This is a genomic window from Shewanella sp. SM101 (assembly GCF_025654465.1).
Lineage (GTDB): Bacteria > Pseudomonadota > Gammaproteobacteria > Enterobacterales > Shewanellaceae > Shewanella > Shewanella oncorhynchi.
Genome location: NZ_JAKKRH010000054.1, coordinates 12,158 through 27,090, shown reverse-complemented (window position 1 = coordinate 27,090; position 14,933 = coordinate 12,158). Strand labels below are relative to the sequence as shown.

Sequence of the window (14,933 nt, the reverse complement as noted above, 5' to 3'; positions counted from 1 at the left end):
CTGCCGGACTGATATGCTCGTTACGGACAAAGCGATAAGCGGCTTCAATGTCTGCACTGGATGAAAGAGATTGCACGATAGATTGTCCTGTATGAGCTGCAAGTTGAGCCGCCAACTGTACAAGCCGTTTGGTCCTTCGTACATCCCCTAATTTTGCGCGCTGAAAAATGCTCTGTGCCCAGAGTGATGGTTCACTTAAAAACATGGCATGTGGTATCTGAAACAAAAGGTCAGGATCAGATCAGGGTAATTGAAAATGGTTCAAAAAAATCCCCCGGGGCAAACCGAGGGATTTGTGTAGAAGAGACAGGCACTTAGCGGGGATTTTGTTATTCGCTCAAAGGGTTACACAAATTGCCTGATGGCGATCGCGATGATCAGAACTGGGCACACATACTTCACGTACCTTGGCCAAATGCGCCAGAAGAGTCCTGTGCTATTGACACCTTCTTGCCCACGAATTGCCTTGAGCAGGTGGGTTTGGCGCCAAATCCAACCTAAGTAAACCGCAATACCGAGGGCGACCAGCGGCTGGGCGATTTGGGTGGTCAGCATTATAGTGAAACTAAATAGCGTCTCAAAAAATACCGCCAGTAATAAGGATAATGAGGTCAACAATAGGCCGATGATCAAGGTGGCGCGTTGACGGCTGAGTCCGAACTTTTGCATCACATAACTCGTCGGCACTTCGGCGATGGATATGGCCGAGGTTAAACCCGCGATGATCAGCAGAACAAAGAAAATCACGCTGATGATAAGGTTAGCCGTATCTCCTAAGGTGGAAAATAACGCGGGTAAGACAGTAAACACCAATGCATCCGAATCGAGTAACTTGCCCTCAGCATTAAAAATCTGCACGCCATTGTGCTGGGCCACATACATGGCTGGGATAATCAAGAAGGCGGCGAGAAAGGCGATGCCGCTGTCGGTAAAGGCAACCCAGACGGTCAGTTTAGCAATATTCTCTTTTTGGCTCAGATAACTGCCGTACACCATCATGGCACCTGTGCCTATGGTAAGGGAGAAGAAGGTTTGTCCGAGCGCGCTGATCAAGGTATCTGGCGCCAGCGCCTTGGTAAAGTTAGGCGTTAGTAGCGCGCTTATCCCTTCGCTCGCGCCATTAAGGGTGAAGATATACGCCACGCCCGCGATCAGCATGATCAGTAATAACGGCATTAAGCGTTTCGACCATTTTTCTATGCCTTCTTGCACGCCTTGCAGTAATACCAGAAACACCAGCGTGCTGAAGATCAGTGTAAACACCAGATTACGTGACAGCGAAAAATCCACTAGCCAAGCGGCGGTATCGTTCGAACCAAAGGCTGTGGCAATCGGGGCGATGGCGTAGCTGACAAACCAGCCAGAAAGAATGCTGTAGAAGGTATAAATCAATCCCGCGGTGACGATGGAAATCAAACCTATCGCCTTGCCTAAATTGCGAGTTAGGGTGTTGAAGCCGAGTTTGCCCATGGCATCGGCGGGGTTGGTTTGTCCGTGGCGACCTATCATGAGTTCAGCCATTAACATGGGAATGCCTAGGATGAAAATCAGGACAAGGTAAACCAGTAAAAAGGCACCGCCGCCATGGGTGGCTGCTTGGGTAGGGAATCCCCAAATGTTACCTACACCAACGGCGCTACCGGCTGCCGCCATGATAAAACCTAAGCGTGAGCTGAAGTGGTTAGTCGAACTTGTATTGGCCGATTGCATTATGCCTCCCGTAAAAAGAAGGCGTATCTTAGGCGGATAAATAAGAAGTTCAACGCAATTTTAGTGCGTTAAAATGATGTTAATCGGCAATTTATATTCTCATTTAGCTGATATTTTGGTGTTATGTTTTTCTTGATGGCTTAATGCGAGACTATATTGCGAGTAGCGATGACTCGCGGCCTCACTTTAGCGAATAATTGCGATGATAAAAATGCAATGAATTGTGATCTTATGGTCAAAAAATACCGTATGGCAGAAGCTTAGTGGGTATTTTGATGCTATGACTTTACTTGAGCCGCGATTGTGACTGGATAAGTCTGAGTCATGTCGCAACATTGAGTGTCAGAACGCCGTATCTTTTACTGAGCCTATGGTTGAATGGTGATATGGCTTAAGGGAATGGCCGTGTGGTCTTTGACCTTTTTCAACACAAAGCTGGAATGCACACCTGCGATATGCACATTGGTCGTGAGTTTATCTAACAGGAAAGTGCGAAAGTGCGCCATATCTTGCACTAACACTTTGAGTTGGTAGTCTGCTTCAGAACCTGTGATCAGCGCGCATTCTTGGACTTCTTCGTAGGCCAGTACATTGGCTTCAAATTGATTAAGAATTGCTGGCGTGTGTTTTTCCATCCGCACATGGATATACGCGGTCAAATGCAGGTTGAACTTATCCGCCGACAGACGCGTTGCATAATCGGCAATATAACCCGCTTCTTCTAAGGCTTTAACACGGCGCGAGCAAGGAGATGGCGATAGTCCGACTTTATTGGCCAGTTCGAGGTTCGATAATCTGCCGTGGGTTTGCAGTAAGCGCAGAATCGTTAAATCGAGTTGATCGAGTTTGTAGGGGTGAGTGTCTGTCATCGAAAGCTTAGGGTTAACTGAGTCAGCCTCTAGTTTGCCAGTCTTAGCCGACTTTGCCAAAAATCTTGATCAAATGAGACATTTTAAGGTTGTGACAGTGATAACGGATAGAGATTTTGGGAGTCGCGCTGTTTGGAACTCCCGTTATTTACCGCTATTGTTATGATACTAATAAGAGTGAGACACTGTATGCGCTTGAGTTTGTTGCTAATCTGCTTATTCATATTACCGACTTATGCATTTTCTGCATCGTTAACCATTGGTAGTGCTCTAAATCGACCACCTTATATTATCGAAGATGCTGAATCAGGGCTTGAGATCGATATTATTAAGGCCGCGTTTAAGGAAATGGGGCAGCCAGTCAACTTCAAATTCTACTCTCGTAAACGCCAAGTTTTATATTTCAATAAAGATCGATTGGATGCTGTAATGACGATGAACTCTGCAAATGGCGTTGATGGTTATTGGTCTAATGATTATGTTGAATATACCAATGTGGCGATCAGTTTGTCCGAACAACGCCTTGAAATAACACGTATTGCGGATCTTAAAAAGTACAGTGTTGCCGCTTTTGAAAATGCTCGCTTCTTACTTGGCCCTGAGTTTAATGCCGTAGCGCAACAGACTATTTATCGTGAAGTCGATAGCCAATTAAGCCAGAACCGTATGTTGTACTTAGGTCGCATTAATACTGTGATTGCGGATCGTTATATATTCGCTCAACTGAATAAGTTCGTTGAGGATGATGTTGATACCCAGCAAGCATTAAGCTACCACTTTATTTTCCCCCCAACATCCTATCAAATGGTGTTCCACAACTCAGTGGCGCGGGATACTTTCAATCAAGGGCTCGCTAGAATTAAGGCCAATGGGATTTATCAGGCCCTAGTGGCAAAATACTTAGGCAGTGCTTAGCAATGCCTAAGTATTTAACTTCATAGTGTTTGAAGCTGTCGTATTTGAGTCGACAGCCAAATCGAGACGCTGAATTAACAGCGTTAGCGTTCAGATCCTTTAGCAAACGCATGGGAGAGTGGACGCAACTTACTGACAAAGAACACGCTACATCCGCTGATGATGGCGGCTAAAAAGGTTGAAAACAGTACATCCTGCGGCCAATGCATGCCAAGCAGCATACGGCTTAATCCCATCAAAAATCCCCAGCTCCATAACGCCATGACTAAGCTAGGTAATCCAGCGAGTAGCAAATAGTAGCTGGCGGTAAGCACTAGCGTCACTGCAAAAATAGTATGTCCCGAAGGAAAAGAATAGCCGATTTCATCTTCCCAATGCTGATGGATCCGTGAGTCGAGTTTCAAGGCAGGTTCTGCAGCGATCAAGCCATCGAGTGCATTGGCAATTGTCTTTGAACGTGACTGTTTATCCAATTGATAAAAGGCATCGAGTGAAAGCGGTTCATGCTTAGGCAGTGCTTGTTCTGCTAGAAAAACGAGATTAGGTCTGGGTTCTTTAAAATAGGATTTGAGGGTGTGGCTTAAGCCTAAACTGATAACTTGGCTGAGGCTGATGGCAAAAAATAAACTTATAAAGAGTGGTTTAGGCATATGACGATAGGCGATCGCCAATACAAACAAGACTGTTGCGACGCCATAGGGCGCAGTGCCAGTCATGGTAATCCAATATAAGGTTTTGGCTAAGGTAGAGTGCAGATCGATCAGTGGAAACAGCTGATTCTGTGTCAGTAATAGTAAGCCCGGAATGGTTGCCAACAGTATCCAAGCTAAACCTAAACGGCGTAAAAGATAGACGCTATGGGTCAAAATATAAGCCTCTTCATAAAACGCCATAGGCTACAACGCGGCAATGGTTTTGCCAATAAAAAAATCCCGACAGCAAAAGATGGCGCTGTCGGGGGTCTTCAAGGGTGGATCGGTAGGGCGCTATTGCGCCGTGTTCTTAGGGTGATGCCTAGTCACGAACATCAAAATCAACAGTACGACTAACAGTAAACCTGAACCCATCAATAGGGCGTAATCTTCCAGTTGCAGTATCGAGTACAGCACTGCATATAAACTCACCAGCATAATGCCCACTAATGCACCGCGCTTAATACTTGCTGTGGCACTCCCTACATAAGCCGATACCGACAGCACGGGAATACAGGCGGCAATTAAATAGGCATGCAAGAAGGCTAGATGCTCAGATAGCGAGAGTAGTAGCAAATAGAACAAGGCCATGGCGCTGCCGACTAACACATATTGAATCGTGCTTAGGCTGGTTTTTTGTCCGATTTCGAAGATAAACAACATGATAAAAGTCAGCACGATAAACAGTAGGCCGTATTTTACCGAGCGATCAATCTTGCCGTAGTGAGTCACTGGTTCGAATAAAATCGCATTGGCCGACACTTCAGTGAGAGTCGATTGATTACTCTTAATAAACTCTTGTGGATAGTTACGGGTTAAGTGGCTGATATTCCAACTTGCAGTAAAGCCTTGCGCGTTGATGTCCCGTTCTGCGGGTAATAATCCCTTAAAGCTTGGATGCGGCCAGTCGGCGCGAATATTGATTAGCGTTTGCTCGCCTAGTGGCAATGCGCTGATAGACTGAGAGCCGCGTAGTGTCATGGCAAAATCCACACTAAAATCACTCGCTTCGCTGACTTGGATCTTTTGATTAAAGCCTTTTTCTAAACCGCCAGTGGTTAACCCCGTGCCCGACATCAGTGATCCAGAGAGTAATGTCGATTCACCGGTGATTTCAATTTTTTCTACTTTATCAATTGCTTGATTCGATGACACCCCAAAGACTAACCGGGCATTTTTGTTATCGAAGGCGATAAGGTTAGGAATATCATAACGGTTAAGGCTGAAGTCGGCCTGACCTTGTAGAGCTGCGTTATACACCAGCGATTGATAAATGCCACGGGTGCGAAAATCATGTTTTAGGTCTAAGTCGAGGGTGAGCTTTTTCGGTAGGATCACTAGCTCATCTTGATAGGTACGCTTCACTTCATGGCGAGTTTTACCGTCGTTACTGACTTCTTCTTGCAACACAAAATAGCTGTAAGGGATCACCAGCGCAGGACCTGAGAGGGTTTGCTGCTCACCCCATGAACGGCCGATTTCATCGACAACGCTGTGGTAAAGGGCTTGGCGATCAGAAGTCATATCCATAATGATCCCCAGCGGGATCAACGCGAGGATTGAGAGTATGCCAATGGTTAAGGCTTTTAATAAGGTGGTGTTTTTTAATGCAGTTCCCTTTGCGGTGGCTACTGCCAACGGTTCTTGTGCTGACATATCGATTCCTTGACTTCGATTAAATTTTTTGAGGAGTGCTCGCACCACTAAATAGGCTGCGCTACCAAATAAGGCCAAACTAAGTAGGGTGAGTACCCAGAAAATAATGCTGAACATTGAATTTCATTCCCTATGAAATACGACCGAGACTTATCCGCTAAGATTGTGCAGAGTTAACTCGGTATCACGGCGGGTATTAAAACAGATTTTCTTACAAAAGTTGCGGGCAAGTTGCTGATCAATAGTGGCAACATTATGGCGATTGCCGCTAAACCCATACTCATTATTCAAGTTTATGAATCTGATAGTGGGATGTCTTTGCCAAATTTTGGGTGTTTTTTCTCGTAGTCATTTTCTTTTTTAATATGCTTGAGCAGTGCTTCGAAGCTTTGCTTAAAGACGTCAAGTTCTGCGGAATAGACTACGGCATGGTGGGAAAACCAGTGGTGTTTTTCTCTATCACGGTTACTGTAATCGGGCCAAATACGCAGCTCATACTCATCACCCATGACGACAATGACATAGGCAATGGCGCCATTGCTAAAGATGATACATTGGGGCAGGTACACCAGCTCTTCGCCTTTAAATAACTCATACTCTATCGCTTCGGTGCGCCAACTCACTATCGGTAGCGGCGCCTCGATAGAGCAACCAATCGACTGATGCTGATTAAACAGTACCGCGTTAATGTCATCCATTGAAAAGGGCTGGTGATCGCCATTTTTAGCAGCAAGTGAATACAAGATATTCATCAAAAATGGCAGCTTAGTGCCATTACCCGTTTTGCGGCCGCAGAGTTGTGCTTGGCGATAGTAGATATTCATCATCAATCCTTAATGAAGAGCCTATGCCAGATAGGCTCTATTTCGAGTCGTGAAACTAACGGGTAGGTAAACCGATAGCCGTTAAGGTATAAATGGCTTATGTTATCCGAAGATACTGCCTAGTGAGTAGACTTGTGCGTACATTTTACAAACCTGCTCGTTGAATAGTGTGCTAAATACTTTTATTTTCAGTTTGTTATATTTTTTCTCTGGTTTGGTATTTGCTTGTCGTTGAATTTGGAGAATCGATGCCTAATCCCTTTTCACCCCGCGAGTGGCTGCAATTAAATATGCAGCAGCAAGGATTATTGCAACCATATACCTCTGTCACCGAGGCAATTTCACATCTCAGTTATGTACAAATTGACTCTATCAACGTGGTTGAGCGAGCGCATCATCATGTGCTGCATAGTCGTATGCCAGAATATCAGCCAAAGATGCTCGATATGGCTTTAGCCAAAGGAGAGATCTTCGAATATTGGTCCCATGCGGCAGCTTATTTACCTATTGCCGATTACCGTTTTAGTTTGCAGCGTAAACAGCAGCTGCAAAATGGCGGTAAGCATTGGTTTGAGCCCGACGATAAAATAATGCAGGAAGTGCGGGCGCGAATCCTTGCAGAAGGGCCACTCAAGGCCAGTGATTTTGAACATAGTGGAGCTAAAAACGGTGCCTGGTGGGATTGGAAACCCGCGAAAAAAGCCCTAGAGCAGCTCTTTATGCGTGGTGAGCTGATGGTGGTGCGGCGTGAAAAATTCCAGAAGGTTTACGATCTCACTGCGCGGGTACTATCAAAAGATGTTGATGCTCAAGCACCGACAGATAGTGAGTTTACGCGCTATTTGATTGATCGTTATCTCGATGCCCACGCCTTCGGTACTGCGGCGCAAATGGCTTATTTACGCAAAGGTATGAAATCAGCAGTAGCCCAAGAATTGGCAGAGTTGTTAGCTCACGGGTTATTAGCGTGTTTTAAGGCTGCGGGCCAAAGCTACTTTTATCGCCCTTCATTACAGCTAAATGCACCATTACCTAATAAAGTGTGGCTGCTTAATCCCTTCGATAATTTATTGATCCAACGGCAAAGATTAAAGCAATGGTTTGATTTTGATTATCAAATTGAAGTCTATGTCCCAGCCGAAAAGCGTCAGTATGGTTATTATTCTTTAGCAATTCTGTGGCGCGACACTTTTGTTGGCCGCGTGGATGTTAAAGCCGATCGCCAAGCTAACCTATTGCTATTACAGCAATTGACCTTAGAAGGTGGCGTGATGGTGAATGGCTTAGATGAGGATTTCTGTGCGGCCTTTGATATCGCAGTCAGTGAATATGCTCGTTTCAATGGCTGTGACCGCTGGAAGTTAGTTAAGGCTAACCATAAAGGCCTTAAGCAAAAGTATGCTCGCCAACAAAAGCTTTAATTATTTGTCTCTTTAGTTGGAGTATCCATAAAGCGAAAGCAGCCATACAGTAAGATTAGATATAGCAGTGGCAACGCAGCAATGACTAAAGATGAAGAAGTCGCAGTGCTATCGCTCGTAATGCGATAACAGGGGATATACACGGCGGGATAAACTAGGCTTCCCCATAGAAAACACTGATTCATCAATCGATAGATAAAAGCGGGTTTAATGCTTGATTGACTGGCCAGTCCCATCAAACTGGCGAGAAGCACACCGGGATAAGTGAGTAGCGGCACGCCGCCAAGCAACAATAATCCCCAAAGAAGATAGTCCTGATAGTGTGTGCTGATTGTGACATCCATTGTAGCTTCATTCCTTGATTGTTCGACGCTAAAGCATTAAGTCTGTTTATGCTCTGGTTGCAGCGGTGGTTTTACTGCCAGCCCTTGCTGCATCTTAAGCCAAAAGCTTTGCTGACATAGATTGCTAAAGGATTTTTGCTGCGGCGAAATCGCAATATGAGCTGTTACAACCCGATAGCTGAGCCAATAATCTTCACAAACCATGTCTGACGCATAAGCTTGTTTATCTTGCTCGCTTAGCTTGCTAATCACAACCCCATTATCGAAGTGATAAAGCGTTATGGACTCACAAATCTCCACATTATCATCGAGATAGGTTTGCTGCTCGTTTGATTGGCTTACCACGTAGACAGGGCTTGGATAGCCTTCAATAGCAAGGATATAGCTGGCGAGTTGTTGCATTATTTCCCCAAGTGACTCAATGCTTGAAGTGTTAAAAACAAAAAGCACAGCTGCGCTATCGCTAACTGTGCTCTTTCAAACATGCATGATAAGTTAGCCCGCTGCGTTGAGCTTTTTTTCTAACTCATTGACTTGAGCTTGTAGGGCTTCTAATTTTTCGCGGGTTTTCAGTAGTACATGTTGCTGCACATCAAATTCTTCACGGGAAACCATATCCAACTTGAGCAATTGATTTTGCAGTACTTGCTTACTGCGCTCTTCAAATTCACCGGCAAATTGCTTTAGACCGCTGGGCAAACTTTCGCTCAATTGTTTCGCCATTTCTTCGATTTTCTTTGGATTGATCATAATCTTGTCCGCCTCTTTACTGAATAGCTCGATTGTAACTCAGTACGTTAGCTTTCAAAAGTAAAGCAGACGCGTGAACACTTTAGTTGGCTGTTGTTGGGGTTTATATCACGGAGAAGCTTATCTACAGAGTTGAGTTCTGCTCAACCTAAGCGGGGATTTGTTAGCCTTAAAACTGTCGATTCTGCTATGATCCCATCCCTTTCTGTCGACTTGTTTGGATATTGCGCAAAGATGAAACTCAATCCCGCCCAAAACGATGCTGTTCATTATGTTTCAGGCCCTTGCCTAGTCTTGGCGGGTGCGGGTAGTGGTAAAACGCGCGTAATTATCAATAAAATCGCTTACTTGGTCGAAAAATGTGGCTATAAGGCGCGTAATATCGCGGCGGTGACCTTTACCAATAAGGCTGCCCGTGAGATGAAAGAGCGGGTCGCTCAGTCGATGGGCCGCAAGGAAGCCAGAGGTCTGTGGATTTCAACCTTCCATACTTTAGGGCTTGAGATCATTAAACGCGAGCATAAGGTCTTAGGTTTAAAACCGGGTTTTTCGCTGTTTGATGATCAAGATACCTTGGCACTGCTCAAAGAGTTAACCCAAGACGAGTTGGATGAAGATAAAGATTTACTCAAAGCGCTTGCCAGTACGATTTCAAACTGGAAGGGTGGCTTAATTATTCCCGAGCATGCACGCAAAATCGCTAAAGATGAGCAACAGCACTTATTTGCTATGTTGTATCAGCGTTATGCTCAACATATGAAAGCCTATAACGCTTTAGATTTTGACGATTTGATTCTGATGCCAACCTTATTGTTGCGCCACCATGAAGAAGTGCGTACGCGCTGGCAAACCAAGATCCAATATTTGCTGGTGGACGAATATCAAGATACTAATACCAGCCAATATGAAATGGTAAAGCTGTTAGTGGGTGAGCGGGCGCGCTTTACTGTGGTGGGGGACGACGATCAGTCTATCTATTCATGGCGCGGTGCTAAGCCACAAAACCTCGTGTTATTGGGTAAAGATTTTCCGCAGCTTAAGCTGATTAAATTGGAGCAGAACTACCGTTCTAGTCAGCGAATTTTGCGGGCGGCCAACATTCTTATCGCTAATAATCCCCATGTTTATGATAAAGCCCTGTTTAGCGAGCTTGCTTATGGTGAGCCGTTGCGGGTGCTGTTTGCCGCCAATGAGGAGCAAGAGGCTGAACGTGTTGTTGCCGAAATTGTGCGGCACAAGTTTGTCGGCCGTACTCAGTTTGGCGATTATGCGATTTTGTATCGCGGTAACCATCAATCACGGTTACTCGAACGCGCACTGATGACGAACCGTATTCCTTATAAATTGAGTGGTGGTACGTCATTTTTTGCTCGTGCTGAAATTAAAGACATCATGGGCTATCTAAAGCTCGTGGTGAATCCCGATGACGATAATGCTTTCCTGCGCATCGTTAATTTGCCTAAACGTGGCATAGGTCCATCAACCTTAGAGCGTTTAGGTAATTTTGCCAACGAGAAGCATATTTCTATGTTTGCGGCGATTTTTGAGCCTGAACTGAATCATCATTTACCGCCTGCGGCTATGTCATCTTTATATCAATTTGGTCGTTTTATTGTGGAGACTGGGGATCATGCCGAACGTGGTGAACCCGTCGAGGCGGTGAAGCATTTGATCCGTAAGATCAATTATGAAGATTACTTATACGAAACCAGCACCAGTGCCAAGGCCGCTGAAATGCGGATGAAGAATATCTCAGAGCTTTACCGTTGGGTGACTGAGATGCTCGCGGGTGATGAGTTAGATGAAGCTATGACCTTGCCAGAGGTGGTGACTCGATTGACGCTCAGGGACATGATGGAGCGCAATAGTGAGGATGAAGGTGGCGATCAGGTGCAGTTGATGACCTTGCATGCTTCTAAGGGCTTAGAGTTTCCCTTCGTGTTTATGGTTGGAGTAGAAGAGCGTATCTTGCCCCATCAAACCAGCATAGACGAAGATAACGTCGATGAGGAGCGTCGGTTGGCGTATGTGGGTATCACTCGAGCTCAACGAGAGCTTTGGTTCACCCTCTGCCGCGAAAGGCGCCAATTTGGTGAAACCATGCGTTGTGAACCAAGCCGTTTCTTACTTGAGTTACCTCAAGATGATGTGGTGTGGGAAAACCGTAAGCCACAACAAACGGAGCAGGAGCGGATGCAAACGGGGCGGGCAAATATTTCTAGCTTAAGAGACATGTTTAAAAAATAGCGAGCGGTTTCGCTTACTATTCTTTTAAATCAGCTACTTATTTTTTACTAGGCATATTCGAGCTGAGCACAGATCTGTGGTTGGGTTTCACATAAGGTAAAAGTGTCGGCTAAAGCAGCCCCCTGGCCCAGCTGATAACCCAGTTCATTGAAGATACGTTTTTGTTCAGGACTATCAATGCCATCGACAAAGGTTTGCAGTTCTAAGGTTGATGCCGTTTTTTGATAAGCGGACATTAACTTAAGCTGTTGCTCGCCTTGTATTTGTTTGGTGAGGTTGGCATCGAGTTTTAAGCCTTTTATCGGCAGAAACAATAAGCTATTTAATGCACTATAGCCGCTACCGTATTGGCTGATGCCGAGTTTTACCCCGAGTTTCTGCAATAATTCAAAGCCATTGATATGATTTTCAGTTTCCTGCACTAGGGCTTTTTCATTGAAGAATAACCACAAATGGCTCAGGTTTAACTGGGTTTGTTTGAGAGTATTTTTCAAACTGCGCAGTACATGCTTATGCTTGAGATGTTGGCTCGAAAGCATGACATGTAATTCAACAGACTCATCATGTTGTTTGAGGAGTTGGGGATAGCTGCTATCTATGATGCTGATCGTATATTTATCGAGCTCAACGGTAAGGTGTGACTGTTCAGCAAGCGTGCTAAGTTGTTCCTGTTGTAAGAGCCCACGCTGCGGATGTTGCCAGAACAGGCGGCTTTCTAATGCATGCACTTGACCTGTTTTAAAATTGACTACTGGTAAGTAACTAAGCTGTATTTCAGCATGGTGTAATGCATGTCTAAATTCAGTTTCTAACTCGACATCCTGCATGGCCTGATGTTGGGCGTTATCATCAAAAATAACATAGCAACCTTTACCATTGGCTTTCGCCTGATACATGGCAGTATCTGCATTACGTAACATAGATTCACTGGTATCAATTCTGTGTTTGCCACTGATGGTGATACCGATACTGGCTCCAGAACTAAATTCCATTGTGCCAAGTCGATAGGGCTGGGATATTTTTTGGATCACTCTTTCTGATATATCTTTCGCGTCGTTGATGTTGTTAATGCTATCGAGCAGTATCACAAACTCATCGCCACCGAGTCGCGCTAAGGTGTCGTTATCACGAATGCAGGACTTGAGGCGGCTTGCCGTCTCAATTAAGAATTTATCACCCTCTAGGTGTCCCATAGTGTCGTTAATCTGTTTGAAGCGGTCGAGGTCGATAAACAGTAGGGCAAACTGTTCTAAGCTATGGCGACGAACATGCTTGATCGCTTGAGATAAACGCTCCATAAACATAGCGCGATTAGGCAGGCCTGTAAGTGCGTCATGTTTGGCATCGTGAACTAGCTTGGCTTCCATACTACGGCGTTGTTGAATTTCTTTCTCAAGACTTTTATTCAGTTCGGCTAACGCTTTGGTACGATCAATAACCTTTTCTTCTAGCTCTTCATAACTGCGTTGTAAGGACTCAGCGGATAGCTTTTTCTCGATAGCCGAGCCTATATGCTGTGATACAAATGTCAGTAATTCTAAGTCTTTAACTTGGTAATTCTGTGTCATGCTAAAACTGTAAATCGTTAACGCACCACGAACTTGATCATGGATAAAAAGCGGGATTCCGATCCACTGATGCATGGTTTGAGTATGATTTAACGCTGGCGCTTGGGAATACAGCTCACCAGAGGCAATTAATGCATTGATACTGCTTTGATCTAGCAGTAGTGGGCGCTTATGTTTGAGCACATATTCGGTTAAGCCGTCTTGTAGCGGCCGAGTGCCTGGGTGCTTATTGGCTAATTGCGATACATAAAAAGGAAACGTGAGGTGGGTTTCTGTGTCGTCTAATAGGGCGATATAGCAGTTATTGGCCGGAATTAAATGTCGAATAACATTATGCAATTGGGCATAAAAGTCTGGGTTGTCGGCACTGGAACTTGCTAGCTCGGCGATTTCGAACAGTGATTTTTGTAAGCGTTCAGCTCTACGCCGTTCATAGACTTCTAGTTTTAACTTATCGTAGGCTTGGCTGAGTTCTTTTGTCCTTTGCTGGATAGCTTGCTCTAATTGTTCTTGATGTTTTAGCCGTTCCATTACCCCAGCAATATGGTGACAAATGAACGTCATTAACTCGAGTTCGATTTCACCATAACTGATATTAGTGTCATAGGTTTGCACCACTAACACACCCGTTACTATATCATCTTGTTTGATGGGCACGCCCAGCCACAGATGACAGGGAGAACCTAAATTAACAATTTCTCCAGCGGCAATCAGTTCATTGACTGTGTCATTGTTACACAACAAAGCTTTCCCAGTTCTGAGTACGTAGCCTGTTAATCCTTGCTGTAATAATGTAGATAGTGATTGTTCAGGATAAAGCTCCGCTGGATGGGCATCTTTCTCATCAGCGAAAAAGGGGATGGCGAGTTCACCTGTGTGAGTATCCAGGGTTGAAATAAAAAAATTATCAGCGGGAATGAGCTGTTTTAGATGGCTATGTACGCCGACATAGAATTCTTCGAGTGAAGAAGCATGAGTCGCAATATTTGATATTTCGAGTAATGCGTTTTGAATGATCTCAGCATGCTTATATTTATGCGCTAATTGTTTTAAGCGAATAATTTTTTTGCGTAAGCGTTCAATTTCACTCACACGCGGCTGGCCAGTTTCATCTTCATCCTTAAACATGATACTCACTAGTTAAATATATGTTTGCTTTTACCAAAGTCTATAATTAGCATGAAATACTGTAACATCCAAGTCATATTTTGGCTGCATTCCGCTTTAAAAGTCAGCTAATGTGATAAAACTTGAGCAGTCAGTAAAAAAAGTGCAAAACAGCTATAGACTCAAAGGGGATTTGACCCTAGTATATGCGGCGCTAACCAAGGCGAGCGCCCATAGCTCAGCTGGATAGAGCGCACCCCTCCGGAGGGTGAGGCCGAAGGTTCGAATCCTTTTGGGCGCACCACTTCCGAATAGAGTTGTGAGCTTTAAGGTTAGTAAAGTAAGTGAAAATCAGTGGTGATTGTAGCTCAGTTGGTAGAGTCCCGGATTGTGATTCCGGTTGTCGTGGGTTCGAGCCCCATCAGTCACCCCATTCATTTACTTTGATATAAAGATTTTCATTCTCGGTGATTAGCGCAGTCCGGTAGCGCATCTGGTTTGGGACCAGAGGGTCAGAGGTTCGAATCCTCTATCACCGACCAAATTCTTCGCGTGACTAGCGAGCTTAATGTAAGTTAAGTAAATAGTTAATGTTTTACGGTGATTAGCGCAGTCCGATAACGCATCCTGATGTTTTGGATAAAAGTGGACGAGAGGGTGAACCCTCTAAGCGTATGTAAATAATAGTGCAAAATTTACGGTGATTAGCGCAGTCCGGTAGCGCATCTGGTTTGGGACCAGAGGGTCAGAGGTTCGAATCCTCTATCACCGACCAAATAAGTAGAAAAGCCTCAGCATTCATTAATGAATACACTGAGGCTTTTTTGCAT

General features: G+C 44.7%; 13 protein-coding genes and 4 tRNA genes. 7 read left to right on the top strand and 10 right to left on the bottom strand.

The window, feature by feature from the left end; genetic code table 11:
• From L5M38_RS20890 to L5M38_RS20880, 3 genes are all read right to left on the bottom strand, one after another.
• A partial coding sequence (locus L5M38_RS20890) for a transposase (protein ID WP_263180207.1) occupies positions 1-205 on the bottom strand: 205 nt, incomplete at its 3' end.
• Positions 206-345: 140 nt separating this feature from the next.
• Positions 346-1,710, bottom strand: a complete 1,365-nt coding sequence (locus tag L5M38_RS20885; protein WP_263180206.1) for a sodium-dependent transporter — start codon at positions 1,708-1,710, stop codon at positions 346-348.
• Positions 1,711-2,078: 368 nt separating this feature from the next.
• Positions 2,079-2,579: an Lrp/AsnC family transcriptional regulator gene (locus L5M38_RS20880; protein WP_263168465.1), complete on the bottom strand. Its 501-nt coding sequence runs from the start codon at positions 2,577-2,579 to the stop codon at positions 2,079-2,081.
• Positions 2,580-2,768: 189 nt separating this feature from the next.
• On the opposite strand from L5M38_RS20880, the gene L5M38_RS20875 reads away from it, so the two are divergent.
• Complete coding sequence (locus tag L5M38_RS20875) at positions 2,769-3,494, top strand: substrate-binding periplasmic protein (protein WP_263168433.1); 726 nt, start codon at positions 2,769-2,771, stop codon at positions 3,492-3,494.
• 83 nt (positions 3,495-3,577) lie between these two features.
• Here the strand turns inward: L5M38_RS20875 and L5M38_RS20870 are convergent, their stop codons facing one another.
• From L5M38_RS20870 to L5M38_RS20860, 3 genes are all read right to left on the bottom strand, one after another.
• Positions 3,578-4,387, bottom strand: coding sequence for a phosphatase PAP2 family protein (locus tag L5M38_RS20870; RefSeq protein WP_173913158.1), 810 nt, complete (start codon positions 4,385-4,387; stop codon positions 3,578-3,580).
• A 93-nt stretch (positions 4,388-4,480) separates the two neighbouring features.
• Entirely contained in the window at positions 4,481-5,959 is a 1,479-nt protein-coding gene (gene creD, locus L5M38_RS20865; RefSeq protein WP_219234870.1) for a cell envelope integrity protein CreD, read from the bottom strand.
• Positions 5,960-6,135: 176 nt separating this feature from the next.
• Positions 6,136-6,666, bottom strand: a complete 531-nt coding sequence (locus L5M38_RS20860) for a hypothetical protein (protein WP_168825954.1) — start codon at positions 6,664-6,666, stop codon at positions 6,136-6,138.
• Between the two features lie 248 nt (positions 6,667-6,914).
• On the opposite strand from L5M38_RS20860, the gene L5M38_RS20855 reads away from it, so the two are divergent.
• Complete coding sequence (locus L5M38_RS20855; protein WP_263180205.1) at positions 6,915-8,087, top strand: winged helix-turn-helix domain-containing protein; 1,173 nt, start codon at positions 6,915-6,917, stop codon at positions 8,085-8,087.
• On the opposite strand, the gene L5M38_RS20850 is transcribed toward L5M38_RS20855, so the two are convergent.
• The 3 genes from L5M38_RS20850 to ubiK all read right to left on the bottom strand — a co-directional run bounded on the left by L5M38_RS20850 (position 8,084) and on the right by ubiK (position 9,181).
• On the bottom strand, positions 8,084-8,431 hold the full coding sequence (locus L5M38_RS20850) for a hypothetical protein (RefSeq protein WP_263180204.1): 348 nt from the start codon (positions 8,429-8,431) through the stop codon (positions 8,084-8,086). The genes L5M38_RS20855 and L5M38_RS20850 overlap by 4 nt on opposite strands.
• Before the next feature lie 36 nt (positions 8,432-8,467).
• Positions 8,468-8,833, bottom strand: coding sequence for a hypothetical protein (locus L5M38_RS20845; RefSeq protein ID WP_263180203.1), 366 nt, complete (start codon positions 8,831-8,833; stop codon positions 8,468-8,470).
• Positions 8,834-8,926: 93 nt separating this feature from the next.
• Complete coding sequence (ubiK, locus tag L5M38_RS20840; RefSeq protein WP_006083441.1) at positions 8,927-9,181, bottom strand: ubiquinone biosynthesis accessory factor UbiK; 255 nt, start codon at positions 9,179-9,181, stop codon at positions 8,927-8,929.
• 234 nt (positions 9,182-9,415) lie between these two features.
• On the opposite strand from ubiK, the gene rep reads away from it, so the two are divergent.
• Positions 9,416-11,428 (top strand): DNA helicase Rep, encoded by a 2,013-nt coding sequence (gene rep / locus L5M38_RS20835; RefSeq protein ID WP_198573140.1) that lies wholly within the window; start codon positions 9,416-9,418, stop codon positions 11,426-11,428.
• Positions 11,429-11,475: 47 nt separating this feature from the next.
• Here rep and L5M38_RS20830 read toward each other — a convergent pair whose 3' ends face one another.
• Positions 11,476-14,124 carry a diguanylate cyclase domain-containing protein gene (locus L5M38_RS20830; RefSeq protein ID WP_263168450.1) on the bottom strand — a complete coding sequence of 883 codons (2,649 nt, stop codon included), beginning with the start codon at positions 14,122-14,124 and terminating at the stop codon, positions 11,476-11,478.
• 206 nt (positions 14,125-14,330) lie between these two features.
• Between L5M38_RS20830 and L5M38_RS20825 the strand changes: the two genes are divergently transcribed.
• The 4 genes from L5M38_RS20825 to L5M38_RS20810 all read left to right on the top strand — a co-directional run bounded on the left by L5M38_RS20825 (position 14,331) and on the right by L5M38_RS20810 (position 14,878).
• Positions 14,331-14,407, top strand: a tRNA-Arg gene (locus L5M38_RS20825).
• Between the two features lie 53 nt (positions 14,408-14,460).
• Positions 14,461-14,536 (top strand) — tRNA-His (locus tag L5M38_RS20820).
• 32 nt (positions 14,537-14,568) lie between these two features.
• Positions 14,569-14,645, top strand: a tRNA-Pro gene (locus L5M38_RS20815).
• Positions 14,646-14,801: 156 nt separating this feature from the next.
• Positions 14,802-14,878: transfer RNA gene (locus L5M38_RS20810), tRNA-Pro, on the top strand.
• The last annotated feature ends 55 nt before the right edge of the window (positions 14,879-14,933 follow it).

Excerpts from the sequence above, each read along its gene's own strand:
- L5M38_RS20880 (WP_263168465.1), bottom strand. The coding sequence starts at position 2,579 with ATGACAGACACTCACCCCTACAAACTCGATCAACTCGATTTAACGATT.
- L5M38_RS20845 (WP_263180203.1), bottom strand. The coding sequence starts at position 8,833 with ATGCAACAACTCGCCAGCTATATCCTTGCTATTGAAGGCTATCCAAGC.
- L5M38_RS20850 (WP_263180204.1), bottom strand. The coding sequence starts at position 8,431 with ATGGATGTCACAATCAGCACACACTATCAGGACTATCTTCTTTGGGGA.
- rep (WP_198573140.1), top strand. The coding sequence starts at position 9,416 with ATGAAACTCAATCCCGCCCAAAACGATGCTGTTCATTATGTTTCAGGC.
- L5M38_RS20830 (WP_263168450.1), bottom strand. The coding sequence starts at position 14,124 with ATGTTTAAGGATGAAGATGAAACTGGCCAGCCGCGTGTGAGTGAAATT.
- L5M38_RS20875 (WP_263168433.1), top strand. The coding sequence starts at position 2,769 with ATGCGCTTGAGTTTGTTGCTAATCTGCTTATTCATATTACCGACTTAT.
- L5M38_RS20860 (WP_168825954.1), bottom strand. The coding sequence starts at position 6,666 with ATGAATATCTACTATCGCCAAGCACAACTCTGCGGCCGCAAAACGGGT.
- L5M38_RS20855 (WP_263180205.1), top strand. The coding sequence starts at position 6,915 with ATGCCTAATCCCTTTTCACCCCGCGAGTGGCTGCAATTAAATATGCAG.
- L5M38_RS20870 (WP_173913158.1), bottom strand. The coding sequence starts at position 4,387 with ATGGCGTTTTATGAAGAGGCTTATATTTTGACCCATAGCGTCTATCTT.
- ubiK (WP_006083441.1), bottom strand. The coding sequence starts at position 9,181 with ATGATCAATCCAAAGAAAATCGAAGAAATGGCGAAACAATTGAGCGAA.
- L5M38_RS20885 (WP_263180206.1), bottom strand. The coding sequence starts at position 1,710 with ATGCAATCGGCCAATACAAGTTCGACTAACCACTTCAGCTCACGCTTA.
- creD (WP_219234870.1), bottom strand. The coding sequence starts at position 5,959 with ATGTTCAGCATTATTTTCTGGGTACTCACCCTACTTAGTTTGGCCTTA.